Raw genomic sequence first — 26,736 nt, forward strand, 5'->3', positions numbered from 1 at the left:
TATTTTCTAGTCAATATTGCTTTTTTATTTCAGCCATTTAAGATTTGCTAAAGAAATTCGAAGTAAAATACCGTTTCTATTTTTATTGGAAAGAATAATGACAAAACAAATTTTCACACAATCTCAACAAGTCGAAGAGGAAGAAATTCTGCCTAAACAAGAATTTCATAATGTTGAAACCACCATTGATAACGAACCTTTAGAAGGGGAGTTGTTGGACGAGCAATTTGAGCAAATTGTGAAGCCTAAATCGAGTGGTTGGAAAACGGCTTTGAAATTGACCGCACTTTTATTTTTAGGGGCGACGGTTGCGCAATCTGTTCAATGGATTTGGGATACTTATCAAAATCAACAATGGATTTACCTTGCTTTTGCGTTAGTGAGTTTTGTCGTTGTGTTGTTTGGTTTATCTGAAATTATCGCAGAATGGCGACGTTTGGTGAAACTTAAAAAACGTTTGAATTTACAAGAACAAAGTCAGCGATTAATAGGTGAAAGTGCGGTCGAAAATCATCACGTTTTTTCAGAGCAAGATAGCGATAAAGGAAAAGCCTTGTGTTTGTCCATTGCCGATACCTTAAAATTGGATTCGCAGCATCCCGCAATTGTTCAATGGGAAAAGCAACTTAATGAAAGTTATTCTGCTCGCGAAGTTACCCATTTATTTAGTCAAACGGTGTTGCAATCTTTTGATAAAAAAGCAAAAAAACTGATTACGAAAATGGCAGCGGAATCAGCGGTGATTGTCGCAATCAGTCCTTTGGCCGTTATTGATATGTTTTTTATTGCATGGCGAAATATTCGTTTAATCAATAAAATTGCAGCGATTTATGGGATTGAGCTTGGCTATTTTACCCGTCTTCGTTTGCTCAGAATAGTGTTAGTGAATCTCGCTTTTGCTGGTGCGACTGAAATCGTGCAAGATTTAGGGATGGATTGGCTTTCTCAAAATATTACCGCAAAACTTTCTGCACGCGCTGCGCAGGGGATCGGCGTGGGATTATTGACGGCTCGATTGGGCATTAAGGCGATGGAGTTTTGTCGTCCTCTTGCATTTGAGAAAGCCGAAAAACCAAAACTTTCTCATGTTCAAAAAGAGTTGCTGACGGTGATGAAAGATGTTGTGTTAGGTAAAAATAAAGCAAGGGAAACAGAGGATATATATTAAAAACTTCAATTTAGAATTGATATGCACCTAATCTTGAACAAATAATCAACAATTAGGTGCTGGTTTTATGATATCCCTGAAAAGAGGGTTACGTAGGAGAATTCTATCTATAGCTTGAATTTAGTTTAGCCGAATATTTAATTAGACTTAGGGCGAATGCCTAATGTATGGCAAATCGCATAAGTCAGTTCACTACGGTTTAATGTATAAAAGTGGAAATCGTTTACGCCTTCACGAGAAAGAATTTTTACCATCTCCATTGCGATGCTTGCTGCAACAAGATTACGAGTCGTTGGATCGTCATCTAATCCTTCATAAGCCTTAGTCAACCATGCTGGAATTTTTACATTCGTAAACGATGCCATTTTTTGAAGTTGTTTAAAGTTGGTTACAGGGAGAATGCCAGGTACAATTTCAGCATCAATGCCAATAGACGCACAGCGATCACGGAAGCGAAGGTAATTATCAATATCAAAGAAAAATTGAGTAATGACATGATTGGCACCGGCATCAATTTTACGTTTTAAATTGATTAAATCTGCTTGCGCTGATTTTGCTTCAGGGTGAACTTCTGGATATGCGGCAACCGAGATATCAAAATCAGCTACGGAGCGGAGTAGTTCAACTAGGTCAGCTGCATAGAATGGTTTCTTTTCATAACCTTTTGGTTCATCACCACGCAATGCGACGATGCGACGAATACCGCTATCCCAATAATCTTTTGCAATTTCTTTTAATTCTTCAGGTGTCGCATCAATACCCGTTAAATGAGGAGCGGCTTCTAAACCTGTTTCTGCTTTAATGGCTTTTACTATGCTATGTGTACGATCACGTTCACCAGAGTTTGCGCCATAGGTTACGGAAACAAATTTAGGATTTAATTCTTTTAAGCGATGAATAGAATCCCAAAGCATACTTTCCATTTTTTCATTTTTAGCAGGAAAGAACTCGAAGGATACATTGATTTTTTTGTTAATGTCGGCAAGATGTTGGTTTAATGTGTCAATTTCTTTTGCGTAGCTCATAGCATGCTTTCTCATATTTTTATTAGAATGCATTTATCATAAGATAAGAATAAACATGCGTCAATTTCAATTGTTTCATAAAAATCATGAAATTAATTAATGTTTATTTTTGTGTTCTATAAATAAAATGAGTTTTTTGAACAAAAAGTTAGCATTTTTATTGAAAATAGGTATAATATGCCGACCCTGTAAATACACAGATTCCCACTGTGTATTATTTTATCGAGATCACACTCGAAGGGGTGGAGATTAAGATTAATGGTTGTGTTTCAATCAATATGGAACACTGGGTATCAAACTTATATTTTGGTAATTAATTAATGAAAACTTTTGTAGCAAAACCAGAAACAGTAAAACGTGACTGGTATGTGGTAGATGCGACAGGTAAAACTTTAGGTCGTTTAGCTACTGAATTAGCGCGTCGTCTTCGTGGTAAACACAAGGCTGAGTACACTCCACACGTAGATACTGGCGATTACATCGTTGTTATCAACGCAGATAAAGTGGCAGTAACTGGTCGTAAAGAAACAGATAAACTTTACTACTGGCACACTGGCTATGTAGGTGGTATCAAACAAGCGACTTTCAAAGAAATGATCGCTCGCCGTCCTGAAGCGGTGATTGAAATTGCGGTTAAAGGTATGTTGCCAAAAGGTCCATTAGGCCGTGCAATGTTCCGTAAATTAAAAGTGTATGCGGGTGCAGAACACCAACACGCAGCACAACAACCACAAGTATTAGACATTTAATCACGAGGTTTAGGAAATGGCAGAGAATCAAAACTACGGCACAGGTCGCCGCAAAAGCTCTTCAGCTCGTGTATTTATCAAACCGGGCAGTGGTAAAATCACTATTAACCAACGTGGATTAGACGTATATTTCGGTCGCGAAACAGCTCGTATGATCGTACGTCAACCGTTAGAATTAGTGGAATTAACTGATAAATTAGACCTATACATCACTGTTAAAGGTGGTGGTATTTCTGGTCAAGCGGGTGCAATCCGTCACGGTATCACTCGTGCATTAATGGAATATGATGAGACTTTACGTCCTGCTCTTCGTGCAGCTGGCTTCGTTACTCGTGACGCACGTCGCGTTGAGCGTAAAAAAGTGGGTTTACACAAAGCACGTCGTCGTCCACAATACTCCAAACGTTAATTTTTATTATCGTTTCAAGAAAGCAGAGAGCAATCTCTGCTTTTTTTATGCTTGTAAAAAGTAAGTTAAATAAAAATCACCGTTCTTTGATTTTTCATTTTGCTATCTAACCGTTTGATTTTAAAGTGAAAATAAGAAATTATTGGCGATTTGTCTATCATTTATGTTAAAATAGTCGTCAATTTTAAGTAGAAGTATATAGATTATTTTGGATCTTCGGAGGAATAAATGTCCAATGCATCGAATAAACGTTCAGTAATGACTCTTTTTTCAAATAAAAATGACATTTACTGTCATCAGGTTAAGATTGTCTTAGCTGAAAAAGGAGTTGCTTACGAAAACGAGGAAGTGGATTTGCAAGCATTATCAGAAGATTTAATGGAATTAAATCCTTACGGTACACTACCGACTTTAGTAGATCGTGATTTAATATTATTCAGCTCACGTATTATTATGGAATATCTTGATGAGCGTTTTCCACATCCGCCACTAATGCCAGTTTACCCAGTAGCTCGAGCTAAGAGCCGCCTGTTGATGTTACGTATTGAGCAAGATTGGTATCCGACATTAGAAATTGCTGAAAAAGGTACTGGAGTTGAGCGTGAAGAAGCGTTAAAACAGCTAAAAGAAGAATTGTTAGCGGTATCTACAATTTTTCAACAAACGCCTTATTTTATGAGTGAAGAGTTTGGTTTAGTAGACTGTTATATTGCACCATTACTCTGGAAATTACGTAATATGGGTGTTGAGTTTACTGGTACAGGAAGCAAAGCAATTAAAGGTTATATGGATCGTGTGTTTAGCCATGACTCATTCTTACAATCAGTGGGTGAAGCTGCGCCTAAAAATTTAATGGATGACAAATAATGGCCAATTTATCTTCTCCAAAACGACCTTATTTGCTAAGAGCCTATTATGATTGGTTAGTGGATAACGATTTCACACCATATTTAGTTGTAGATGCCAATTATTATGGTACTAATGTGCCTGTAGAATATGTAAAAGATGGACAAATTGTCTTAAATCTTTCAGCTGGAGCGACAGGAAATTTACAATTAACGAATGATTTTATTCAGTTTAATGCACGTTTTAAAGGTATTTCTCGTGAGTTATATATTCCGATGGGAGCGGCTTTAGCTATTTACGCTCGTGAAAATGGTGATGGTGTAATGTTTGAGGCAGAAGAAATTTACGATGAATTAAACCGAGAGCCAATATCTGAACAGCCCTTAAGCTTTTCTGAAGCTGTAGATAAGCCTAGACTTAAAAATAAAATACAAAAATCAGCATCTCATTTACGAATTGTTGATTGATAAAGAAAAAGAGTAGCTCTAAATGAGTGATCTTTATTAGGAACTGATGATATGATATCGAAGTCAGTTCCTTTAATTTTAGTTGAATATATTGATGATGATAATGAGTTAAACAACTCTCAACTCTATCAATTATGTTTCTATTAGCTATTCATAACAATATATTATTTTTAACTCTACTTAAAAATTAAATCACTTCATCATATACTCGATATCCTTATTATTTACATATAAATAACAAACTGTGAATGGACAGATGACCATAATTAAAATTCTGTTATAGAGTTTCTTTATAATAAGGGCTGCACCTCATTTGTTGATTTATTTAGTTCAACTTTTTCGGGTGCAGCTAGCTTTTTGTATCGACTTTTTTACATTTTTTCAATTGTCTTAATGCCTAATAACTCTAGACCTTGTTTTAAGGTTTTCTCTGTAAGAGAAGCGAGTTTTAAACGGCTTAATTTTACGTTTTCATCTTTTGCATTTAAGATTGGGCAGTGTTCATAGAATGAGGAGAACACACCTGCCAATTCATATAAATAAGCACAGAGCACATGCGGTGTACCTTCTTTGCCCACTGTTTGAACGGCTTCTTCAAATTGAAGCAATTTGATGGCCAATGCACGTTCTTTTTCATCAGAAAGCTGAATCTTAGCTTCGGCAAGTGCGGTTGGATTCACATCTGCTTTATTGAAGATAGAACGAATACGCGTGTAAGCATATTGCATATAAGGCGCAGTATTACCTTCAAAGCTAAGCATATTGTTCCAATCGAATACATAGTCAGTCGTGCGGTTTTTAGAAAGATCTGCATATTTCACCGAGCCAATACCAACCGCTTCAATAACCGCTGTTTTTTCATCGTCAGATAAATTGGTATTTTTCTCGTTGATTAATACAGTTGCACGTTCAATCGCTTCATCTAATAAATCCGCTAATTTTACTGTACCGCCAGTACGAGTTTTGAATGGTTTACCATCTTTACCTAACATCATGCCAAAGTTTTTATGTTCAAGTGAGAAGCTGTCTGGCACATAACCTGCTTTACGCGTAATTAACCAAGCTTGTTGCATGTGTTGGCTTTGACGAGTATCTGAGAACACTAATGCTCGATCCGCTTTTAAGGTTTCATAACGATATTTAGCCGCAGCAATGTCAGTAGTGGTATAAAGGAAACCACCATCTTTCTTCTGAACGATAACGCCCATTGCTTCGCCTTCTTTATTCTTGAATTCATCAAGATAAACTACTAATGCATCTTCATCTTCAACGGCTAAACCTTGTTTTTTTAGATCTTCAACGATAGCAGGTAACATCGGGTTGTAAAGGCTTTCACCCATTACATCTTTTTCGGTTAACGTGACATTTAAGCGATCATAGTTGCGTTGGTTTTGTTGCATGGTGATATCAACTAATTTTTTCCACATCGTGCGGCAATATTCATCTCCACTTTGCAATTTCACCACATAGTTACGTGCTTTTTCAGCGAAAGCTTCATCTTCATCATAGTGTTTTTTCGCTTCGCGATAGAACGCTTCAAGATCTTGAAGTTCCATTTCGCTCGCATGTTCATTTTCCATTTTTTCAAGATAAGCAATGAGCATACCAAATTGGGTACCCCAGTCGCCTACGTGGTTCGCACGAATAACGTTATGACCTAAAAATTCAAGGGTACGAACAACGGCATCTCCGATAATGGTAGAACGTAAGTGACCTACGTGCATTTCTTTCGCAACATTTGGTGAAGAATAATCAATTACAATGGTTTGTTTTTCATTTACACTTACACCAAGATTTTGATCTTTTAATGCGGCAGAAACATTATTCGCTAACCAAGTTGGATTTAAGAAAATATTGATAAAGCCTGGGCCAGCAATTTCAGTTTTTTCGGCAACATCAGAAAGATTAGAATGCTCAAGTACTTTTTGTGCAAATTCACGTGGGTTTAAACCTAGTTTTTTAGCAGCAGCCATGATGCCGTTTGCTTGATAGTCACCAAATTGCGGTTTACCAGATTGACGAATAAGTGCATCACATTGTTCATCTGCACCAGCTGCAATCATCGCTTGTTTAATTTTATCGGATAAAATAGATTGAATATTCACGGTTTTTCCTAATCTTGAAATTGAATAATGAAAATAATCGGCTATGATACCGTTGTTTATAGATTTCTCAAAGTAAGAGTAGTAGAAAATGTCAAATTTAATGGAAAAATCGAGCGCACTTTATCAAGAGTTACCTTCGTTTAAGGAAAAAATTCAACAATTAGCTGCTGTAATGAAAATTAATTTAACCGATTACCAAATTGATCATTTAGCTTTAAGAGCAAATAGTAAAGAAAAAGCAAAAAATTGGCTGACAGAATTATTAAAGTACGGTAAAATTTTAAGCAGTAATATCGTCAATCATCGTCCTATCTATTTGATTGAATTAGATGAACCAGTTAATTTTATTGGTCAACCTGTCGATGTTATTGAATTACCTTTCCCTAAAAATAAACAATATCCCCAAGAAACTTGGGAACATATTGAGATTGTAATGCCGTTTTTACTTAATGAATCTGTGGAGAGTTGGGTTAATCGGATTTATAATACTTTTTTATGGAAGGAAATAACTCAATTAACCATGAAAGTGAGTGAGCCTAAAGTGGAAGGGGAGCAATTGCCTAATCCATCCATTGCAGTAAGTTTTGTTGATAAAACAGAAAATTACGTTTGCATAAAGGTTCATCCTTATGCGATAAAGAAAATACTTGAGGGTTAATATAATGAAAAAAGTTGCCTTAGCATTAATTGTTTTATTTAGCTTAGGTTTATTTGCATGTTCATCTCAATTAAAAAAAGATGAGTATACGTATAAAGGACAAATTATTTTTACTGAAGCTCAGGGGAATGATATAAAATTAACCCTTCGAAAGAATGATTGTTCATACAAGCAAGAAGGCGAAACAGAAGTAATCGTTCAAAAATACGATTCAACTCTAGTAACAGGAGTCTGTGCGAAAGTCTCTGGAGATAGGCAAGGCGTAAAAAATATTTCGACGTGGTCTCCAAGAAATCCAATTTAATTAAATTTTAGAAGGTAGTTTTATGAAAAAAATAACAGTGGCGTTAGCACTTATGATGTCTATTGGTTTAACTGGCTGTGCTAATACCGATATTTTTAGTGGTGATGTATATGAAGCTGGGCAGGCGAAAGAAGCGCGTTCAATTAGCTATGGTACGATTGTTTCTGTTCGTCCAGTTAAAATTCAAGCCGATAATCCTGGCGTAATTGGTACTGTTGGTGGCGGCGCACTAGGTGGTATTGCGGGTAGTACAATTGGTGGCGGTACAGGCCAAGCTATTGCAACAGCGGTTGGTGCAATTGGTGGTGCAATGCTCGGTAGTAAGGCTGAAGAAAAAATGAGTCAAGTGAATGGCGCAGAACTTGTTATCAGAAAAGATAATAACGAAGAAATTGTAGTCGTTCAAAAAGCAGATCCTAACTTTAAAGCGGGTCGTCGCGTAAGAATCGTTGGTGGTTCATCATTAAATGTTTCTGTTATAAACTAACGTAAACAAGAACTAGAAAAAAGCGAGCCATTAGGTTCGCTTTTTTTATATTTGAAATCAAAAGAAAACGTAGTTGTTTTGCTTGAAAGTCAAAAATATGATAAAACTATAAACCGTTATTTCATATCGACAATAGGAAGCAAAATGTCAAATTTACAACAAATTATTGAAGCAGCATTTGAAAAACGTGCAGAAATCACACCTAAAACTGTTGATGCACAAACTCGTGCAGTAATCGAAGAAGTGATCGAAGGATTAGATAGCGGTAAATACCGTGTTGCAGAAAAAATTGATGGTGAATGGGTGACACATCAATGGTTGAAAAAAGCCGTATTATTATCTTTCCGTATCAATGATAATCAAATTATTGATGGAGCAGAAACAAAATACTATGACAAAGTGGCATTGAAGTTTGCTGACTATACCGAAGAGCGTTTTGCTCAAGAAGGTTTCCGTGTCGTACCTTCTGCAACAGTACGTAAAGGCGCATACATTTCTAAAAACTGTGTATTAATGCCATCTTATGTCAATATCGGTGCATACATAGGTGAAGGTACCATGGTCGATACATGGGCAACTGTTGGTTCATGTGCACAAATTGGTAAAAACGTACACTTATCTGGTGGTGTAGGTATCGGTGGTGTGTTAGAGCCATTACAAGCAAACCCAACCATTATCGGTGATAACTGTTTTATCGGTGCACGTTCTGAAGTTGTTGAAGGTGTGATTGTGGAAGATGGTTGTGTGATCTCTATGGGCGTATTCATTGGTCAATCAACGAAGATCTACGATCGTGAAACAGGTGAAGTATTCTATGGCCGCGTTCCTGCTGGTTCTGTAGTGGTATCAGGTAGCCTTCCATCTAAATGTGGTAAATACAGCTTATACTGTGCAGTGATTGTGAAAAAAGTTGATGCAAAAACTTTAGGTAAAGTAGGTATCAACGAATTATTACGTTCTATTGAAGAGTAATAAAAAAATTTTATAAAAAATGACCGCACTTTATTTGACGAAGCGCGGTCATTTTCTTTTCTAAATTAGCAAATTATTTTTTTCTTGCTAGCATTGTCGCAAATTTTAATTTAATGCGATTGCCGTTTTCATCAGTTTTGTGTAATTCGCCCATATTTTCGTTATATTCTAAGAATTCCCAATCTTTGTAGTATTCTTTTAACTCACCTTCCGAGAACGTAAATGAGAAGGAGAGTGGGCAAGGCACCTCGGGCGTAGACATCGCGGCTACAATTAAGTTATAACCACCTGGGTTGGTGTGTTCTTGCATATTCTTAATAATGGCAGGAATTTGCTCACGATTTAAGAACATAAATACCACGGTAGATAAAATGAAGTCGTAGTTTTCTTGAATATTGGCAGTGTTAATATCATAAACAGCAGTCTTAATATTCAAGTTTTCTTTGTCTTTAGTTTCGTTCAAGAAGGCGATGCTGTTTTCGTTATGATCCCAAGAGGTTACATCATAGCCTTTTAAACTTAAATAAAGCGAATTACGACCTTGTCCGCAGCCTAAATCTAGCACTTTACAAGGTTTGATAATTTTAGCGGCATCAACCACATCACCATGCGTTGCGGTCATATTGTATTTTTTGCTGAAGTACTCTTCTTTTTTACAGTAAAAACCAAGCGTACATTCTAAGTCATCAGAAAGGGCTTCAACTCGGTGCCATGCTTGTGGCTCAACAAATGGAATATCACTTTCAGGCGTGAAAATATGTTCAGCAATAACATCACCATCTTCGGTTAACTCATAAAACTTAAGCTTACCTTTCAACACCGTAAGCTTGCCCCAAGTCCCCACTTTAGTATTGTGTTTTTCTTGGAACATTTTAGGTAATTTATCTTTTGTCCAAACTGGCATTTGTTTATAGCAGATAAGTTCGTTTGTCATAATGAATTCCTTTTAATTTTCGTGATAAAAGCTGATTGATATGGTAGGGTATTTAATTCTATTTGGCAATAAAAAAGGCGACCGAAGTCGCCTAAATAGTAAATTATTTTACTTGCATACCGGCAGTGACACCGCTATCAACTGAAAGTAAGAATAAATCACTTCCGCCAGTACCAGCAGAAAGAATCATCCCTTCCGATACACCAAATTTCATTTTGCGAGGTGCCAGGTTTGCAACCATAATGACAAAACGACCTTCTAATTCTTCAGGTTTGTTGTAAGCTGCTTTAATGCCAGAGAACACTTGGCGAGTATGGTCACCTAAATCTAATTCAAAGCGCAAGAGTTTGTTTGATTCTGGTACTGCTTCGCATTTCAGTACTTTTGCCACACGCATATCAATTTTAGCAAAATCGTCAATGGTAATGGTGTCAGCAATAGGTTCGACATTTGAAAGTGCGGTCGCTTTTGCCGCTGTTTTTTCTGTCGCTTTGTTTGCTTCAGCAAAAAGAGCTTTAGTTTCTTCTACAACAGCATCAATTTGTTTTTTCTCTAAACGAGAGAAAAGCGCTTTAAATGGAGCAAGTTGATGACCTAATAGTGGTTGTGCAATATTATCCCATGTTAGTTCTGTTTGTAAGAACGCTTCTGCACGTTCAGCCAGTTTTGGAAGAACCGGTTTTAAGTAAGACATTAATACACAGAAAAGCTCGATACCCATTGAGCAAACCGCTTGCAATTCAGTTTCTTTGCCTTCTTCTTTTGCAATCACCCAAGGTGCTTTTTCATCAATGTATTTATTCGCCTTATCGGTTAATGTCATGATTTCACGAATCGCTTTGTTGTATTCACGAGCTTCATAATAAGCAGCGATTTGTTCAGTTTGTGCAGTAAATTCAGCAAAAAGTGCTTCGTCTTCTAATTTATCTGCTAATCTGCCTTCAAAACGTTTAGCGATAAATCCAGCATTACGAGAAGCTAAATTGACTAATTTATTAACGATATCCGTATTGACACGTTGAACGAAATCTTCCAAGTTAAAATCAAGATCTTCGATACGATCGTTTAATTTTGCTGCGTAGTAATAACGTAAACATTCCGGATCAATGTGATTTAAATAGGTGCTGGCTTGGATAAATGTACCGCGTGATTTCGACATTTTGGCGCCATCTACGGTGACATAACCGTGAGCAAACACATTGGTTGGTTTGCGGTATTCGCTCCCTTCTAACATTGCCGGCCAGAATAGGCTGTGGAAATACACGATATCTTTACCGATAAAGTGATAAAGTTCTGCATCGCTGTTTTCTCCCCAGAATTCATTAAAATCAATGCCTTCACGATCGCAGAGATTTTTAAAAGAAGCTATGTAGCCAATTGGCGCATCCAACCAAACATAGAAGAATTTATCTTTAGCTCCTGGGATTTCAAAACCAAAATAAGGTGCATCACGAGAGATATCCCATTGTTGTAAGCCACTTTCAAACCATTCTTGCATTTTATTTGCAATTTCAGGTTGAAGTGAACCAGAGCGAGTCCATTCTTTTAACATGCCTTCAAAAGCAGGTAAATCAAAGAAAAAGTGTTCAGACTCTTTAACAATTGGTGTTGCACCTGACACTGCAGAACGTGGATTAATTAAATCCATTGGGCTATAAGTGGAAGCACAAACTTCACAGTTATCACCGTATTGATCTTCTGCTTTACATTTCGGGCAAGTGCCTTTCACAAAACGATCAGGCAAGAACATATTTTTTTCAGGATCGAATAACTGAGAAATAACTTTACTCTTAATAAAGCCATTAGCTTTGAGTTTATTGTAAATTTCTGCGGTAAGCTCTTTGTTTTCTTCGCTGTGAGTGGAATGATAGTTATCAAAACTAATATTGAAACCTGCAAAATCACGTATGTGATCAGCTTTTGCTTTTGCAATTAATTCTTCTGGTGTAATGCCTAATTTATCGGCATTAAGCATAATTGGTGTACCGTGCGCATCATCAGCACAGACAAAATGAATTTTATTGCCACGCATACGTTGGAAACGTACCCAAATATCCGCTTGAATATGTTCTAACATATGGCCTAAATGAATGGCGCCATTTGCATAAGGTAATGCACAAGTGACTAAAATTTTACGAGGTTGAGTTGTCATTATTTTTCTCTTATTCTTTTTGCAAAAATTGCGAGTATGTTACCCGATTAGTGCGATTTTTTCTAGTTTAGTTATACTTTTAGCTTAACATTTGAGGTGTAAAAGGGGTAGAATATCCCTGACAAATTTACTCTACTACCTACCACTATTTATTAAAGGAATATTATGGCAACTGCTTTTTCTGAAAATTTAACGGCGGAACAACAATCTCAAGTTCTGCAAGTTTTTCAACAATTCCAACATCCAAGTTTGCAAAAAGACTTAATCGCCTTAAATACTTTGAAGAAAGTAGAAAAAGGCGGTGACGTGTTACGTATTGAATTACAATTGCCTTTTGCATGGAACACTGGCGTGGAGCAAGTGAAACAACAGCTTTCTGATACGTTATTAAAAGTGACAGATAGCAAAGAAATCAAATGGGTGGTGAATTATCAAATCGCCACGTTAAAACGTGCGAATAATCAACCCGCAGTAAAAGGTGTGAAAAATATTATTGCTGTTACCTCTGGTAAAGGCGGGGTAGGGAAATCATCTGTTTCAGTGAATCTAGCTTTAGCTTTACAAGCTCAAGGTGCTCGTGTGGGAGTTTTAGATGCGGATATTTATGGTCCATCTGTTCCGCATATGTTAGGCGCTCCACATCAACGCCCAACTTCACCAGATAACCAACATATCACCCCGATTAAAGCGCATGGTTTATCTGCAAACTCGATCGGTTTCTTAATGGATGAAGATAATGCGACTATTTGGCGTGGTCCAATGGCAAGTAGTGCATTAAGTCAGCTTTTAAATGAAACCTTATGGGATAGCTTAGATTACTTAGTGATCGATATGCCACCGGGTACAGGTGATATCCAATTAACACTTTCACAACAAATTCCTGTAACGGGTGCGGTAGTGGTCACAACACCACAAGATATTGCTTTATTAGATGCAGTGAAAGGTGTATCGATGTTTGAACGTGTGTCTGTACCAGTGTTAGGTATTGTGGAAAATATGTCTATGCATATTTGTAGCAATTGTGGCCATCACGAAGCAATTTTTGGCACTGGTGGTGCAGAAAAAATGGCACAAAAATACAATGTGAAAGTATTAGGTCAATTACCGTTGAATATCCAAGTTCGTCAAGATTTGGATGCGGGTAAACCAACCGTAGTTGCAGCGCCAGACAGTGAAATTGCGAAATCTTTCTTAGATTTAGCGGAGAAAGTATCAACTGAGCTTTACTGGCAAGGCTCTGTCATCCCAAGCGAAATTTTATTTAGAGAAGTGAAATAGAATGAAAAATTAGGCTATGTATATAGCCTTTTTTCTAATAAGTTAATTTTGACAGCACTTTTTGAAGGAATTAGCGATAGTTGAACGTCTATATGAGAAGTTGAGCAGAAGGGGATAGCGATTAAACGTTTAGTTTTTCTTCTTTAAGAGATACCCACAAACGGAGTACTAACTTGAATAGCTGTACTCCGCATTTTTTGATGTTACTTTATAACAAATATTGATACAGCGTTTAATGTTATTGTTTAGTTAAGCACATTTAGTGGGAGATTAATCAAATTCTCTTGAATAAACTATGTAAACCAACACCATTAGAGGCTTTTAAGAAGACATGATCTCCAGTTTGAGCGATCTTCGCTAAATGCTCAGTAGCAGCAATTTTATCTTTTGCGGTAAGAACAATTTTATCTTGTGTCTCTAGCCATTTTGCATGTTTACACATTTCTTTTCCAACTAAAATGATACGTTTAATCGGTAATAAGGCAATCCGTTCTATTATTAAGCGGTGTAAATGTTCGCTATTATGACCAAGTTCTAACATATCACCTACTACGAGAATTTTGAGATCAGAATTTATCATATTATCGGCAAAAGCCTCTAAAGCAGCTTTCATTGATAATGGATTAGCATTATAGGCTTCATTGTATACTGTTACTCTGTGTCCCTCAATTTCACTCATAAATATATTACCTCGACCATCTACCGCTTCAAATTCTTCTAATGCCGCTACAATCTCTTTCAAGGAAAATTTTTCAAGATAAGCTACGGTTAATACGGCTACAGCATTGAGTGCCATATGGCGACCAGCAGTTTTAAGTTTTAGAGAGAGCTTTTCGTTATTAATGGATATCGTTGCAATACCTTTCTCATATGAGAGTAAACGCATGTCGGCATTTTTTGACTCCCCGTAACTGATAACCTTTAAATCTCGCAGTGCTGCTTTTTCAGCAATTAGGTCAAATTGATTGATATCACGACAAATAATTGCATAACTGCCAGGCTTCATAGCATCAAAAATACGCGCTTTTTTTAGAGCAATATTTTCAACATTATCATGATACTCTAAATGAGCAGGTGCAATGTTGGTGATCAAAGCAATATCAGGGCGAGTAATTTGAGAATTTAATGTCATTTGACCGATAGCCATTTCCATCACCCAATAATCAAGATCTGAACGCAATGAAGCCATATTCCATGCTATACCGATCGGGAGATTGGCACTCTTAATTGTATGGCCCACTTGCTTGCTTGATTTTAATGCGGTAGCCATCATTGCTACTGTTGTTGTTTTACCTGCACTACCAGTAATTCCTATAACACGTCCAGAAAAATGTTTGCGAGCCCAAGCGCCTAAATCAAGTGTAGCTTGACGAACATTTTGAACTTGTAATACGGGAATACCAAAATCTAGATAGTGAGTTGAATCGTCAGTGATAATACCGCAAGCGCCTTTACTAATAAGGGAACTAACGGAAGGTAATGTTAAAAAACCTTTATCCATATTTTTACCGCGAGCGACTAATAAGCTGCCAGGTTTAAATCCCAATGTATGTATTGCAACACCTGTCGCTAGCCAATCATTTGGAGGTGGAATTATCCATTTGCCAGACGTAGCTGCTGCAACACCTTGTGCAGTCAAACTACAATGAGGAGTGACTAAATCAGTACCTGTTTTTTGTGCCGATTTTGGATAGTTATTATTTGACAGTAGTTGATGATAAGCCACCAAGCCCGATAAATAATGCTCTACATCGTCTATGCGGACACGAAAAGCATGGTGACGAATAAACGCTCCCCATAAGATCGAGGATGGTAATTTGTAGAACATTGCTATTTCAGGGAAAAATATCCCATTAAGTAGATAATTAGCTCGAGTGTGCAACGCATGATAAAACTGACCGACATCAAATCCATCTAGTACATGAGCAAATTGTGGAAATTCATCAAGTTTAAGTAGCATTTTATGAAATGCCATGCTTAATTCGAGCAAGGTAGGAAATGTCGTAATACGTTTTTCAATAAAATGGGTGTAATCTTTTATATTATCTACGGCAAAGCGGAAATATTTTTCGGCTGGACAATGTTGAATTAACTCATTAGAACAATAAGATAACCAGTGATCATGTGTCTTATGATGTCCTGCTGAAATAAAATAATTGAAAGCATTCATTACAATATCTAGCCAATGATGATTTTGAGTGAGATTATATAGACGCATCAGACCAAATGCAGCTTCACCATCATAATAAATTACCCTGTTTTTGGCTATAATCGATAAATCGGTGGCGTTTAAAATATGTACGAAACTACCATCGGATTGTTGCATAAATGCAATTCCTTCTGCTAAGGCTTCAGCTAGAGTAAGATAATGCTTGTTATTTGGGCTATCAGGAAAAACTTGAATATATTTTACTAATGCTAAAATGGCTACGGCATTGGCACCAAGCTTAATTTCATTATTAATTTCTATTACATAAGCTAAGTTATTTGGATAATAACGAATAAAAGATTTAATAAAATATTCTAATGTTGCCTCGATTTGCTGTTTTAGCTTAGCTAAATTTCCAGTTTGATATGTTCTACAAAATTCATAACCTTCAATTAGTGCGTAAGTACTGCTTGCATGACGTAAAGTATTATATGTGTTTATAGTTCGTCCAAATACAGGAAAATAACCATATTCGAATCTGCCATTTTCCTTTACTTGATTACCCAAATAGGTGGTGAGATTTTTTATAATTGGTTGTAAATTATTTTTATCTAACGGTTGTAGTTCCCGTAGACCGTGTTGGCGAGGCGTTGTAGATAGGCGGTGTAGTTCTTTCGTGGACAAATCCATAAAGATACCATCCGTTGAAAAAGTTAGGATTTCCATGCTATCTGAAAATTCAGGCATTTCACTGCTGCCATGCCGAGCTTTTAAATAAGCTTGTAAATTCTTTTTATTAACTTCAGCAACACCAACATCAGCTCCATTATAAAAGCAGGCATGTGCATTGAGCTCCATTTCAGAGCAGAATAGCCATGGATATTTTTTTCCTTTAAAAGCAATACCTTTACGAAAATAATTACGTTTGTATTTTCTTAATTCTTGTTGTAATGCTTCCCATGTTGTTTCTTGTGTAGAGCTTACCCACTCTAAACGTAACCATCTTAATGGTGCATTGAATTTTTGAGCTAGCTTTTCTAGATGAAAAGTAATATCAGTTTCACCTAAAGATAATAGCTGAAAACTTGTTGTTTTAGCGCGCGTTATACCATCTGTTGCGGATAATAGCCAATAATTGGACAATTGATGATTATGAGTAGAGGATGATATGTTTTGCAGTGTCTCACATAATTTTTTGGAGATCTTAGCCAAGTCATGTGTGGATGACACTGAAATATCAGAGCAAAATAAAGTCATAGTTTTATCACAATAAATAATGATTAATAATGGTAATGAAAATACGTCTATTTCAGTTGATGAAATGACAATCGAAGTTATTATAAGCTTATTTTAATAAATTGCTTTAACTTTAAAATAAGATATTCATTTTAAGCACGTAAAATTGGCAAAAAAGCAGGGTTTTGATAAACAAAACTCTGCTTTTCTTAATACTTTCTGCAAGTCTAGCAATGTTAGACTTGCAGATATTTTATGGATGTTTAAACAACTTGAATATCGGTATCGATATACACTTTATAGTTGTTATCACCACTGAAAGTATACTCAGTATACGTATGATCACCTTTTGTCACAGAACCAGTAGCATTCCATTGGTATGAGCCAGCTCCGTTCATTGAGTCATTTAGGTTGCCTTTTTGGTTACCTAAGTGAACTGTATCATTTGAATCACCGGTAATATATAGAGATTTACTATTCGATAGCAGATTCTCATAAGTTACGCCTAATAAAGTTTGGTTTGTACCATCTAGAACGATTTCTTCTATTCCACAGATGTGATGTAAATTACCAACATTTGTAGGTGTTTTGAAGTTATCAGTAAAGGTTAGTACATCATGGCCGTTGTCTCCATCAATTCTCGCAGTTGATGAGATTACCATTGAACCAACACTAATGTGATCATCACCATCACCTGCATTGATACGTGCAGAGCCTTGTAATTTACCATCAACGATAATTTCATCGTCACCAGCGCCAAGGTTAATCGGGCTTGAGCCGCCTAAATAACCAGAGATATGAACTTTATCATTACCATTACCAAAGTTTACTTGAGTATTTCCTGATATATAACCACCTACATTTAGTTCGTTATTACCATCACCCATATTGATGAAGTTTTGTGAACCATCCATATTTTTGGTTACAGTTAAACTATCATCAGCAGAGCTGAAACGAGGAGCCACTGAGGTATCCTGTGACAAATCTACTTGACCAATATGAGTGTTATATTCTGAAGCTTTGATACCATAATCTAAAGATAGATTTACACCAACGATATCAGTAACGGTAATATTCAACCCAGGATTACTTAACTCAGTAATTGAACTATCTGTAGCAATAGTTGATTTTAAATTACCTCTTTGAATATAGGCATCTACGGTATTATTTTGACCATTTGCAAGAGGATCAAACGTTATTGTAATACCATTAGAACGATTATTGTCATCTACAATAAAGGTTTGCTGAGAACCGTTAATCGTCACAACCAGTGAATCTCCATTTTTAGCTGTGCTAGGAATGGTAATTGTGGTTGTGGCCTTATCAAATTGATCTAAATCGCCTTTATTAATCTTACCATCATTACCATCATTAATTACAACTGTTGGCGCATCAGGTGGCGTTAGATCTTTAACTGTATCTTTACTTTCTTTACCGGTGTTATCTGAATTATCAGTGTTTTTCGCCGTAACTTCAGAACCGTCTTTCACCGCTTTTTCAGGGATAGTAATCACGCCTGTATCAGGGTCAATAGAGACACTGTCATTTGGATTATTATCGACCCACTTATTGGTGCTCGGATCTTTAGTAAAGGTTTCAGTATGTTCGTTACCGTCTTCATCCGTATAAGTTACGGTTGTTTTGTTCACATCCTTTTCAGGTGCAGGCGTGATGGTCACAGAGCCATCTGGTTCAGCAACAACCTTAGGTGCACTTGGTGGAGTGACATCCGCGTCGGCATCCGCATCAGCATCGGCGTCAGCGTCGGCATCTGCATCAGCATCGGCATCAGCGTCCGCATCGGCGTCAGCGTCAGCATCGGCGTCAGCGTCCGCATCGGCGTCAGCATCCGCATCCGCATCTGCATCAGCATCAGCATCAGCATCAGCGTCGGCATCCGCATCAGCGTCGGCATCTGCATCCGCATCAGCATCAGCATCTGCGTCGGCATCTGCATCGGCATCCGCATCCGCGTCAGCATCGGCGTCAGCATCGGCATCAGCGTCGGCATCCGCATCCGCATCAGCATCTGCATCGGCATCAGCGTCGGCATCCGCATCAGCATCTGCATCCGCATCCGCATCAGCATCAGCATCCGCATCAGCGTCCGCATCAGCATCGGCATCGGCATCCGCATCAGCATCGGCATCAGCGTCGGCATCCGCGTCGGCATCTGCATCCGCATCAGCATCTGCGTCGGCATCCGCATCGGCATCTGCGTCAGCGTCAGCGTCGGCATCTGCGTCAGCATCGGCATCCGCGTCAGCATCCGCATCGGCATCCGCATCAGCATCCGCATCGGCATCAGCGTCAGCATCCGCATCGGCGTCAGCGTCGGCATCGGCGTCAGCATCCGCATCTGCGTCAGCATCCGCATCGGCGTCAGCATCCGCATCGGCATCCGCATCAGCATCTGCGTCGGCATCGGCATCCGCATCTGCATCGGCGTCAGCATCCGCATCTGCGTCGGCATCCGCATCAGCATCAGCGTCCGCATCAGCATCCGCATCAGCGTCGGCATCTGCGTCGGCATCTGCATCGGCATCGGCATCAGCATCGGCATCAGCGTCGGCATCAGCATCCGCATCGGCATCCGCATCAGCATCTGCGTCGGCATCGGCATCCGCATCTGCATCGGCATCAGCGTCGGCATCAGCATCGGCATCGGCATCCGCATCAGCATCGGCATCGGCATCCGCATCTGCATCAGCGTCGGAGTCAGCATCTGCATCCGCGTCGGCATCAGCGTCGGCGTCAGCATCGGCATCAGCATCTGCGTCAGCATCCGCATCCGCATCAGCGTCGGCATCAGCGTCAGCATCCGCATCTGCGTCGGCATCCGCATCAGCATCAGCATCAGCATCAGCATCAGCGTCGGCGTCTGCATCAGCGTCAGCATCGGCATCTGCGTCAGCATCAGCATCAGCATCTGCATCTGCGTCAGCATCGGCATCAGCATCTGCGTCAGCATCCGCATCAGCGTCTGCATCAGCATCGGCATCCGCATCTGCATCTGCATCGGCATCCGCATCAGCGTCCGCATCTGCATCAGCGTCGGCGTCGGCGTCAGCATCGGCATCGGCGTCAGCATCGGCATCTGCGTCGGCATCCGAATCATCTGGATATACCATACCTTTACCTTCTGGACCTTCGTTGCCAGAATCATCAGTATTTTTTGCCGTCACATCAGAACCATCTTTAACGCCTTTTTCAGGAATAGTAATCACACCTGTTTCAGGGTCAATAGAAATACTATCGCCTGGATTGTTATCAATCCATTTACCGGTTTCAGGATCTTTAGTGAAGATTTCAGTATGCTCGTTACCATCTTCATCGGTATAAGTTACGGTAGTTTTAGCCACATCACCTTCAGGTGCAGGTGTGATAGTCACAGAACCATCAGGTTGAGCAACAACTTCAGGCGCACTTGGTGGCATGATATCTTTTGCGGTAGTTTTGGTCTCAGGGCCAACATTGCCAGAGTCATCAGTATTCGTGACGACAACATCAGAACCATCTTTAACACCTTTTTCAGGAATAGTAATCACACCTGTTTCAGGGTCAATAGAAATACTATCGCCTGGATTGCTATCAATCCATTTACCGGTTTCAGGATCTTTAGTGAAGATTTCAGTATGCTCGTTACCGTCTTCATCAGTATAAGTTACAGTAGTTTTAGTCACATCGCCTTCAGGTGCAGGTGTAATGGTCACTGAACCATCAGGTTGAGCAACAACTTCAGGTGCACTTGGTGGCGTGGTATCTTTGCCACCATTACTTCCGCCGGAAGAAAGTGCAGCGATACCGCCAATTAAGGCAGCAGCACCTAATAACCACCAAGGGTTGAATGTCCAAAATGGATCTTGTAAAGCATTTCCACCCAATGCTTGTGGTGCAACGACTTCTTCGGCAAGAATACTGATCGCTTCAGAATTTAAGCCAGATTCTGGTACATAAACATACAAATTACCATCTTCATGTTGACCAATAATTAAGTTAGTTGCTTCTTCATTATCACGGTAATAATTTTCAATGATGATGTCTGGATTGGTATCACCATCTTCCAACATAATAATTAAATTATTATGTTCACGCTTTGTAATGATATTTTGTGGAGCTAAACTGGTAGAATCATCAATAAGTTGATAATTAACCTTATCTTGAGCTTGAATAACTAATTTATTTTCTTTTGAAATGGTGTAATTGCCCACTTCTTTTTTAGCATTTAATATCTTGACTGTTGTCGTCATAAAGTTTCCCTATAAACTAATTAATTTTTACCGTATACCGCTATTTCAACACGACGGTTTGGTTGATTACATGTAATACGTTGCTGACCAGCAGGATGTAAAGCAGCACAATTTGGAACGAGTAAGTCAGCTTGGCCATAACCGACAGCTTCAATCTTGGCATTGACACCTGTTTCTCTCAATAAGCGAGCAACAGATTCAGCTCGACGCTGAGAAAGTTTCTTATTGTATGCAGCAGAGCCTTGAGGATCTGTATAACCGCTAATTACGATGCGATTGATTTGATTCGCATCAAGCGCTTTGATTTGGGCAGCAAATTCGTGAACTTCTTGCTTAGCTTTAGGTAAAAGATCGTTATAGCCTGATTTATCAAATTTGAATAATGCAGAAGCAGATAAGTCTTTCGCTGCAATAACTGGCTCACAATCTTTATGTGTTACAACTCGAGATAAGGTGTTAGAAACATATTTTAACCCTTGCATCTCTTGTTCTGCCGTTTCTTTGCTTACTTTACTTAATATGGCTTTACCATTCGTATCAGCATTTACTCGAATATAAGCAATATCGTTAACAGGTAACGTATAGCGTGCCCCATCAGTTCTATTCCCAAAGTTAGTCGCAGAACTTACAGATGAGGTAAATAATTGTTTAGTTGCACAAACAGGAATAGAAGTAAATGAATGATCAAGTAAAGAAGCTTGATAATCGCCATTTACATAAACATTAATAGCCTTCTTTTGAGATTCTGCTGGACGATAGAAAACAGCTAAAGCTTGATTTTCTTTTAATCCTTCAGTGCTAATTGGTTTATTACTGTAATTATTCCATGATTCAAGTGCACCATCAGGTCCACGAGAAGTACAAGCAGACACTGCTATAGCAATAGCAAGCATGGATAAAGATTTTTTCATTGATAGTAATCCTTTAATAGAGAATGAAAAAAAGATCTGATAAAAGAGAAAATCACAGAACTTATGTGTTTTATCTTGATATATCAATCTGTTTATTTATGTTATTTTGCATAACATGTATGATTTTCTAAAAAAATCACATATGTATATGAGGAATTTTTGAGTTATTTTAGATTGTTTTTATAATAATCTAGAATAATCTCCATCTTTGAAAAAGATATATTTAGTATATAAAGAATGAGTTGATATAACAAATAAGTAACACGTTTTTACCGTATAATTTACATGAAATTACAAGGCTTTACATAAGCCTTACATAGCTTTACATAAATTTACATAAGTTTACATAAGATTTACAAATAATATTATGAAGAGCTGTGAAAGTTAGGTGATTAATTAAATTTGATGGATTATTGAGCTAAGATCGCTAATCAGCTCCCTTAACTCAATAAGATTAAAGGAAATAATTTAAAAACGTCTGCTTTATTATCAGCAAGGATATAAAGGTAGGCCTATAAGCAAAAGATAGATTAGTAATATATTACTATTGAGTTACACTAAATGGCGAGATTCATTGATCTTTTCAACATCAAATCCTTTTTTATCGTCATAATGAACAACACTAATAGAGGCATTAATGAGTGATACTGATTTATCTTCATCTCGGTGATTTTGCCAGGTTGCACCATTTAATAGAGCAAGCAATAAACGTAATGTATGTCCGTGAGAAACAATTAAGATATTTCCGTAATTGTGAACTTTGATGATATCGTCTAATGCTTTCATGGCTCGTTCAGCAAGCTGCTCATAGGTTTCACCGCGATTTGAAACAGCGTTGTAATTGGCGGGATCTTTGATAAGTTGCTGGAATTCTGGATGTTCTCTTAACGTATCGACAACTTTGCCTTCCCAAGAACCAAAATACTGTTCGTTTAAACCTTGGTGATGGAAAAGGGGAATATCTCGTTCACCAATAATATGAGAAGCGGTCGCGATAGTACGTTTCAATATGCTGGAATAAGCAGCAATGAAAGGAATATGATTAAGTGCCATACCTGTTTTTTTCGCACCATTAACGCCTTCTTCAGTTAAAGGGGAATCGCCATGCCCTTGCATTAAACCTTCCGTATTCCAAACAGTTTTACCGTGACGAATAAAATAAAAAGTCAGCTGTTTTTTCATTTTTCATGTCCATAAAAAAGATTAAGGAAGTTGAAACTTCCTTAACCAGAATTTTAACGAGAGTAATAACCTGCCATTGAGCTATATACGGCATTTTCTGCTTGAATGATGTTGTATTTCGCATTCAAGATAGAAAGTTGAGAGCTTTTCTCTGTATTTGCCGCAGCAAGCCATTCACGTAATTCAGATACACCTGCATTGTAACGATCTCGATAGTATTTAGTGATACGTTGGTTATAACTGTGAGTTTTTTGCAAGTTCGAAAAGGCGCTTTGTGCTTGGGTATAGGCGAAGTAGTTGGTATCTACATCATTCAAGGCTTTAGTGATGCTTTGCTCATAGTTCAAACGAGCAGTTTCATAATCAGCTTCAGAGATCTTCACGTTCCATTTTACGGTATTCCAGTTGAGGAAAGGAAGGTTAATTCCTAATACGCCAGCTCCGATAGGATTATGCAGGGCATTGCCCACTTTATTACCACTTGATGTTAAACTTCCGCCTAAAGTGACTTCAGGGAACCAGCCTTTTTCAGTTGCTTTGGCATTTTTGAATGCACTGCTTAAGCGATATTGATAGCCTTTTACATCAGGACGATTCGCAATCACAGAAATTGGCACATTTAAATTTACGCCTACATTTTTTACATTAAGAATGTGTGGGAAGTTGATATTTAATGCTTCTTCTGGTTTTAAGTTAAGTAAGTTACGTAAAGTTTGTTCTGCTGTTTTACGTTGTGTTTGATAGTTGATCAAGTTGTTACGTGCGTTCAATACCGCTTGTTGTGCTTGATCTACACTTGCGCTGTCCGCAACACCTTGTGATAAACGACGTTGCATAATGCTGCTAATATCGTTGTAGTATTTAATGCTTTCTTGCGTGGTGCTAATCGCATCATTCAAGTAGGCTATTTGATAATAGGTTGTTACAACAGAGTTGATGAGTGAAAGTTTTGTAGCTTCTAAATCTTCAGCCGTTGCTTTATGTGACCATTCTGCGGCATCTGCAGTATCTGCTAAACGTTGCCATAAATCTAATGTATAACTCACATTTAATGCACCTTTATGACTGATGGTTGAGTTACCACCCGTTTTCACGTTTTTACTTGCGGAAGATTGGGTTGAACCGCTAAATGCCGGAATTAAATTCGCGCCTGCAAGGTTTGCATTATATAGAGCACGATTTACGGCAACAGACGCTTTGGCTAAATCTTTGTTATTTACTAATGCTTGTTCTACCACACGATTTAATTGTGAATCATTGTAAAGCGCCCACCAGTTTTCTTTTACATTAAATTGTTTGGTGATTTCCGAATAATTTTGGTAATCCTGCTGGCTCGCTTTATAAGAATCGCCGATATTAGCACAACCTGCTAGAGCCGTTGCCATTGCGATTGCTAAGGTTAATTTTTTCATTTTTAACATGGATTTTTCCTTTCTTTTTCAATTAAAGTGCGGTCAAAAATTAGTAAGAATTTTAACCGCTCTTTTGAGTTTTACAAAATTTCTTTATTCTCTCGCAAGGGCTGTGATTGGATCTAATTGTGCTGCGCGTTTTGCCGGCATATAACCGAAGATCACACCAATCAAAGTTGAGAAGACCACTGCGGCAACAATTGAGCCAGTTGAGAATGCCATCGTAAAGTCAGTCATAAATACGTTAAAGAGCAGACCGATTAAACCCGAAAGCAGAATCCCCGTCACGCCGCCAATTAAACAAATCAACACAGCTTCAATTAAAAATTGTTGCAGAATATTAAATTGTCTCGCGCCAATCGCCATGCGCACACCAATTTCTTTGGTCCGTTCTGTTACGGAAACCAACATAATATTCATCACCCCAATCCCACCAACGATCAGTGAAATAAAGGCGATAGAAGAAATGAGCAATTTCATCGTGCCCGTTGTGCTTTCAATAGTTTGTTTAATGGTATCGCTATTCATGATGAAGAAATCTTTTTTACCATGACGCATGGTCAGCAATTCAGTAATCCCTTTTTCAGCAACAGTCGTATTCACCGAATCATCTACTTTTACGGTAATTGAACCAATTTTTTTGCTACCCGAAATACGATTCATCACGGTGGTATAAGGGGCATAGAGATTAAGTGAACTGCTTGCTCCGCCCATTTGTTTATCAGATACCACGCCAATAATACGTAGTGGACGTTTATTAAACATTACAATTTTGCCAATGGGATTTTCATCTGGAAAAATGGATTTTTTTGCACTTTCATCGATTAAGGCTACTTGATTGTTATCAGCAACATCTTGAGCAGAAAATAAATTGCCTGATTTTAGTTTTAATCCATCTACATCAAAATATTGTTCGCCCACACCTTTTAAACTGGTCGAGGAGAAAGTCTGGTTACCATAAATTAATGTGCCACTTGATGAGCTATTCGGCGTGACACTTTGTACATAGCTTTGTTGGTTTAAAGCAGTGGCATCATTAATCGTCAGATTTTGCATTTGTTCAGCACGACGATCACCAAAGCCAGTACCATTAAAGATGGTCATGGTACTTGTACCAATGCCTTTAATGTTTGCCAAGATTTTTTGTTGTGAACCGTTTCCCAATGCCACAACGGAAACCACGGAGGTAATCCCAATAATAATCCCAAGCATGGTTAAAAGAGAACGCATTTTGTGGGCAATAATCGCACTCACTGACATACGAAAAGCTTCAACAAATTGATCTTTGCTGAACCCAAAGTGCGGTTTAGATTTGGTTGGATTTTCGACCGCACTTTTTACCGCTTCTTTTTGCGTATCACCAATGATTTCGCCATCTTTAATTTCAATTACGCGATTGGCACTGGCGGCAATTTCGCGATCATGGGTTACCATAATAATAGTGTGGCCTTCTGCGTGTAATTGACGCAGAATTTCCATCACATTTTGACCGCTTTGTGAATCCAATGCACCAGTGGGTTCATCGGCTAAAATAATTTCACCGCCATTCATCAACGCACGCGCAATACTCACACGTTGTTGCTGACCACCAGAAAGCTGGCTTGGTTTATTTTGCCATTTATCGCCTAAACCTAATTTTTCTAAAAGTTGTTTCGCACGAGAAAGACGTTTTTCTTGCGACATCCCCGCATAAATTGCAGGCAAGGCGACGTTTTCTGCAGCGGTCAAGCTCGATAATAAGTTATAGCGTTGGAAAATAAAGCCGAATTTTTGGCTACGTAAATCTGAAAGCTGATCTTTGCTTAATTCAATGGTTTCTTTACCATTGATTTTGTAAGAGCCACTGGTTGCCGAATCCAAACACCCGATGATATTCATCAAGGTCGATTTACCCGAACCCGATTGCCCAATAATCGCGACGAAATCACCTTTTTCTATATTTAAAGAGACATTCTTTAAAATATGAACACGATTTTCGCCTTCACCGAAGTAACGGTTGAGATCCTTAATTTCAATAATATTCATTAATTTTCTACCGCACT

Annotated in this window: 20 protein-coding genes; 10 read left to right on the plus strand and 10 right to left on the minus strand. The window is 38.2% G+C overall.

Going from position 1 to position 26,736, the window contains the following annotated elements:
* Nucleotides 1-97 precede the first annotated feature (97 nt).
* Complete coding sequence (locus tag ACXVWB_RS00750; RefSeq protein WP_289901692.1) at nt 98-1,168, plus strand: TIGR01620 family protein; 1,071 nt, start codon at nt 98-100, stop codon at nt 1,166-1,168.
* Between the two features lie 137 nt (nt 1,169-1,305).
* On the opposite strand, the gene metF is transcribed toward ACXVWB_RS00750, so the two are convergent.
* Nucleotides 1,306-2,193, minus strand: a complete 888-nt coding sequence (gene metF, locus ACXVWB_RS00755) for a methylenetetrahydrofolate reductase (protein ID WP_289901693.1) — start codon at nt 2,191-2,193, stop codon at nt 1,306-1,308.
* Nucleotides 2,194-2,513: 320 nt separating this feature from the next.
* Here metF and rplM point away from each other — a divergent pair, with 320 nt between their 5' ends.
* From rplM to ACXVWB_RS00775, 4 genes are all read left to right on the plus strand, one after another.
* Nucleotides 2,514-2,942 carry a 50S ribosomal protein L13 gene (rplM, locus tag ACXVWB_RS00760; protein ID WP_049355529.1) on the plus strand — a complete coding sequence of 143 codons (429 nt, stop codon included), beginning with the start codon at nt 2,514-2,516 and terminating at the stop codon, nt 2,940-2,942.
* 16 nt (nt 2,943-2,958) lie between these two features.
* Nucleotides 2,959-3,351, plus strand: a complete 393-nt coding sequence (gene rpsI / locus ACXVWB_RS00765) for a 30S ribosomal protein S9 (RefSeq protein ID WP_049355528.1) — start codon at nt 2,959-2,961, stop codon at nt 3,349-3,351.
* A 228-nt stretch (nt 3,352-3,579) separates the two neighbouring features.
* Entirely contained in the window at nt 3,580-4,218 is a 639-nt protein-coding gene (gene sspA / locus ACXVWB_RS00770; RefSeq protein ID WP_126471570.1) for a stringent starvation protein SspA, read from the plus strand.
* On the plus strand, nt 4,218-4,664 hold the full coding sequence (locus ACXVWB_RS00775) for a ClpXP protease specificity-enhancing factor (RefSeq protein WP_126471568.1): 447 nt from the start codon (nt 4,218-4,220) through the stop codon (nt 4,662-4,664). Before sspA ends, ACXVWB_RS00775 begins: the two co-directional genes overlap by 1 nt.
* A gap of 371 nt (nt 4,665-5,035) precedes the next feature.
* Here the strand turns inward: ACXVWB_RS00775 and argS are convergent, their stop codons facing one another.
* Nucleotides 5,036-6,769 carry an arginine--tRNA ligase gene (argS, locus tag ACXVWB_RS00780; protein WP_289901694.1) on the minus strand — a complete coding sequence of 578 codons (1,734 nt, stop codon included), beginning with the start codon at nt 6,767-6,769 and terminating at the stop codon, nt 5,036-5,038.
* A gap of 88 nt (nt 6,770-6,857) precedes the next feature.
* Here argS and ACXVWB_RS00785 point away from each other — a divergent pair, with 88 nt between their 5' ends.
* The 4 genes from ACXVWB_RS00785 (at nt 6,858) to dapD (ending at nt 9,190) form a co-directional block, all read left to right on the plus strand.
* Complete coding sequence (locus tag ACXVWB_RS00785) at nt 6,858-7,427, plus strand: VOC family protein (protein WP_289901695.1); 570 nt, start codon at nt 6,858-6,860, stop codon at nt 7,425-7,427.
* A 4-nt stretch (nt 7,428-7,431) separates the two neighbouring features.
* On the plus strand, nt 7,432-7,731 hold the full coding sequence (locus ACXVWB_RS00790) for a hypothetical protein (RefSeq protein ID WP_289901696.1): 300 nt from the start codon (nt 7,432-7,434) through the stop codon (nt 7,729-7,731).
* A gap of 22 nt (nt 7,732-7,753) precedes the next feature.
* Nucleotides 7,754-8,218 (plus strand): outer membrane lipoprotein, encoded by a 465-nt coding sequence (locus ACXVWB_RS00795; RefSeq protein ID WP_049355522.1) that lies wholly within the window; start codon nt 7,754-7,756, stop codon nt 8,216-8,218.
* Between the two features lie 144 nt (nt 8,219-8,362).
* Entirely contained in the window at nt 8,363-9,190 is an 828-nt protein-coding gene (gene dapD, locus ACXVWB_RS00800; RefSeq protein ID WP_289901697.1) for a 2,3,4,5-tetrahydropyridine-2,6-dicarboxylate N-succinyltransferase, read from the plus strand.
* A gap of 73 nt (nt 9,191-9,263) precedes the next feature.
* Here the strand turns inward: dapD and tehB are convergent, their stop codons facing one another.
* Nucleotides 9,264-10,124, minus strand: coding sequence for an SAM-dependent methyltransferase TehB (gene tehB / locus ACXVWB_RS00805; protein ID WP_289901698.1), 861 nt, complete (start codon nt 10,122-10,124; stop codon nt 9,264-9,266).
* A gap of 103 nt (nt 10,125-10,227) precedes the next feature.
* Nucleotides 10,228-12,276, minus strand: a complete 2,049-nt coding sequence (metG, locus tag ACXVWB_RS00810; RefSeq protein ID WP_289901699.1) for a methionine--tRNA ligase — start codon at nt 12,274-12,276, stop codon at nt 10,228-10,230.
* Nucleotides 12,277-12,441: 165 nt separating this feature from the next.
* On the opposite strand from metG, the gene apbC reads away from it, so the two are divergent.
* A complete protein-coding gene (gene apbC / locus ACXVWB_RS00815; RefSeq protein ID WP_289901700.1) occupies nt 12,442-13,554 on the plus strand; it encodes an iron-sulfur cluster carrier protein ApbC in 1,113 nt (370 codons plus the stop codon).
* 274 nt (nt 13,555-13,828) lie between these two features.
* On the opposite strand, the gene ACXVWB_RS00820 is transcribed toward apbC, so the two are convergent.
* The 6 genes from ACXVWB_RS00820 to ACXVWB_RS00845 all read right to left on the minus strand — a co-directional run bounded on the left by ACXVWB_RS00820 (nt 13,829) and on the right by ACXVWB_RS00845 (nt 26,719).
* A complete protein-coding gene (locus ACXVWB_RS00820) occupies nt 13,829-16,960 on the minus strand; it encodes a UDP-N-acetylmuramoyl-tripeptide--D-alanyl-D-alanine ligase (RefSeq protein ID WP_289901701.1) in 3,132 nt (1,043 codons plus the stop codon).
* Between the two features lie 242 nt (nt 16,961-17,202).
* Nucleotides 17,203-21,189 (minus strand): hypothetical protein, encoded by a 3,987-nt coding sequence (locus tag ACXVWB_RS00825; protein ID WP_458485186.1) that lies wholly within the window; start codon nt 21,187-21,189, stop codon nt 17,203-17,205.
* Nucleotides 21,190-21,209: 20 nt separating this feature from the next.
* The gene (locus ACXVWB_RS00830) at nt 21,210-22,100 is read right to left on the minus strand and encodes an OmpA family protein (RefSeq protein WP_289901703.1); all 891 of its coding nucleotides are present in this window, start codon (nt 22,098-22,100) and stop codon (nt 21,210-21,212) included.
* A 552-nt stretch (nt 22,101-22,652) separates the two neighbouring features.
* Entirely contained in the window at nt 22,653-23,282 is a 630-nt protein-coding gene (locus ACXVWB_RS00835; protein ID WP_289901704.1) for a histidine phosphatase family protein, read from the minus strand.
* Between the two features lie 53 nt (nt 23,283-23,335).
* A complete protein-coding gene (gene tdeA, locus ACXVWB_RS00840) occupies nt 23,336-24,703 on the minus strand; it encodes a toxin/drug exporter TdeA (RefSeq protein ID WP_289901705.1) in 1,368 nt (455 codons plus the stop codon).
* A gap of 84 nt (nt 24,704-24,787) precedes the next feature.
* Nucleotides 24,788-26,719 carry a MacB family efflux pump subunit gene (locus ACXVWB_RS00845; RefSeq protein ID WP_297568145.1) on the minus strand — a complete coding sequence of 644 codons (1,932 nt, stop codon included), beginning with the start codon at nt 26,717-26,719 and terminating at the stop codon, nt 24,788-24,790.
* Nucleotides 26,720-26,736 lie beyond the last annotated feature (17 nt).

This window comes from Haemophilus sp. SZY H53 (genome assembly GCF_054332375.1).

Bases quoted from the DNA above. Each gene is read 5' to 3' on its own strand.
- ACXVWB_RS00785 (WP_289901695.1), top strand. From the start codon at position 6,858: ATGTCAAATTTAATGGAAAAATCGAGCGCACTTTATCAAGAGTTACCT.
- metG (WP_289901699.1), bottom strand. From the start codon at position 12,276: ATGACAACTCAACCTCGTAAAATTTTAGTCACTTGTGCATTACCTTAT.
- ACXVWB_RS00830 (WP_289901703.1), bottom strand. From the start codon at position 22,100: ATGAAAAAATCTTTATCCATGCTTGCTATTGCTATAGCAGTGTCTGCT.
- rpsI (WP_049355528.1), top strand. From the start codon at position 2,959: ATGGCAGAGAATCAAAACTACGGCACAGGTCGCCGCAAAAGCTCTTCA.
- ACXVWB_RS00835 (WP_289901704.1), bottom strand. From the start codon at position 23,282: ATGAAAAAACAGCTGACTTTTTATTTTATTCGTCACGGTAAAACTGTT.
- ACXVWB_RS00825 (WP_458485186.1), bottom strand. From the start codon at position 21,189: ATGACGACAACAGTCAAGATATTAAATGCTAAAAAAGAAGTGGGCAAT.
- sspA (WP_126471570.1), top strand. From the start codon at position 3,580: ATGTCCAATGCATCGAATAAACGTTCAGTAATGACTCTTTTTTCAAAT.
- ACXVWB_RS00845 (WP_297568145.1), bottom strand. From the start codon at position 26,719: ATGAATATTATTGAAATTAAGGATCTCAACCGTTACTTCGGTGAAGGC.
- dapD (WP_289901697.1), top strand. From the start codon at position 8,363: ATGTCAAATTTACAACAAATTATTGAAGCAGCATTTGAAAAACGTGCA.
- ACXVWB_RS00820 (WP_289901701.1), bottom strand. From the start codon at position 16,960: ATGACTTTATTTTGCTCTGATATTTCAGTGTCATCCACACATGACTTG.
- tehB (WP_289901698.1), bottom strand. From the start codon at position 10,124: ATGACAAACGAACTTATCTGCTATAAACAAATGCCAGTTTGGACAAAA.
- rplM (WP_049355529.1), top strand. From the start codon at position 2,514: ATGAAAACTTTTGTAGCAAAACCAGAAACAGTAAAACGTGACTGGTAT.
- ACXVWB_RS00750 (WP_289901692.1), top strand. From the start codon at position 98: ATGACAAAACAAATTTTCACACAATCTCAACAAGTCGAAGAGGAAGAA.
- ACXVWB_RS00790 (WP_289901696.1), top strand. From the start codon at position 7,432: ATGAAAAAAGTTGCCTTAGCATTAATTGTTTTATTTAGCTTAGGTTTA.
- metF (WP_289901693.1), bottom strand. From the start codon at position 2,193: ATGAGCTACGCAAAAGAAATTGACACATTAAACCAACATCTTGCCGAC.
- tdeA (WP_289901705.1), bottom strand. From the start codon at position 24,703: ATGTTAAAAATGAAAAAATTAACCTTAGCAATCGCAATGGCAACGGCT.
- ACXVWB_RS00795 (WP_049355522.1), top strand. From the start codon at position 7,754: ATGAAAAAAATAACAGTGGCGTTAGCACTTATGATGTCTATTGGTTTA.
- ACXVWB_RS00775 (WP_126471568.1), top strand. From the start codon at position 4,218: ATGGCCAATTTATCTTCTCCAAAACGACCTTATTTGCTAAGAGCCTAT.
- apbC (WP_289901700.1), top strand. From the start codon at position 12,442: ATGGCAACTGCTTTTTCTGAAAATTTAACGGCGGAACAACAATCTCAA.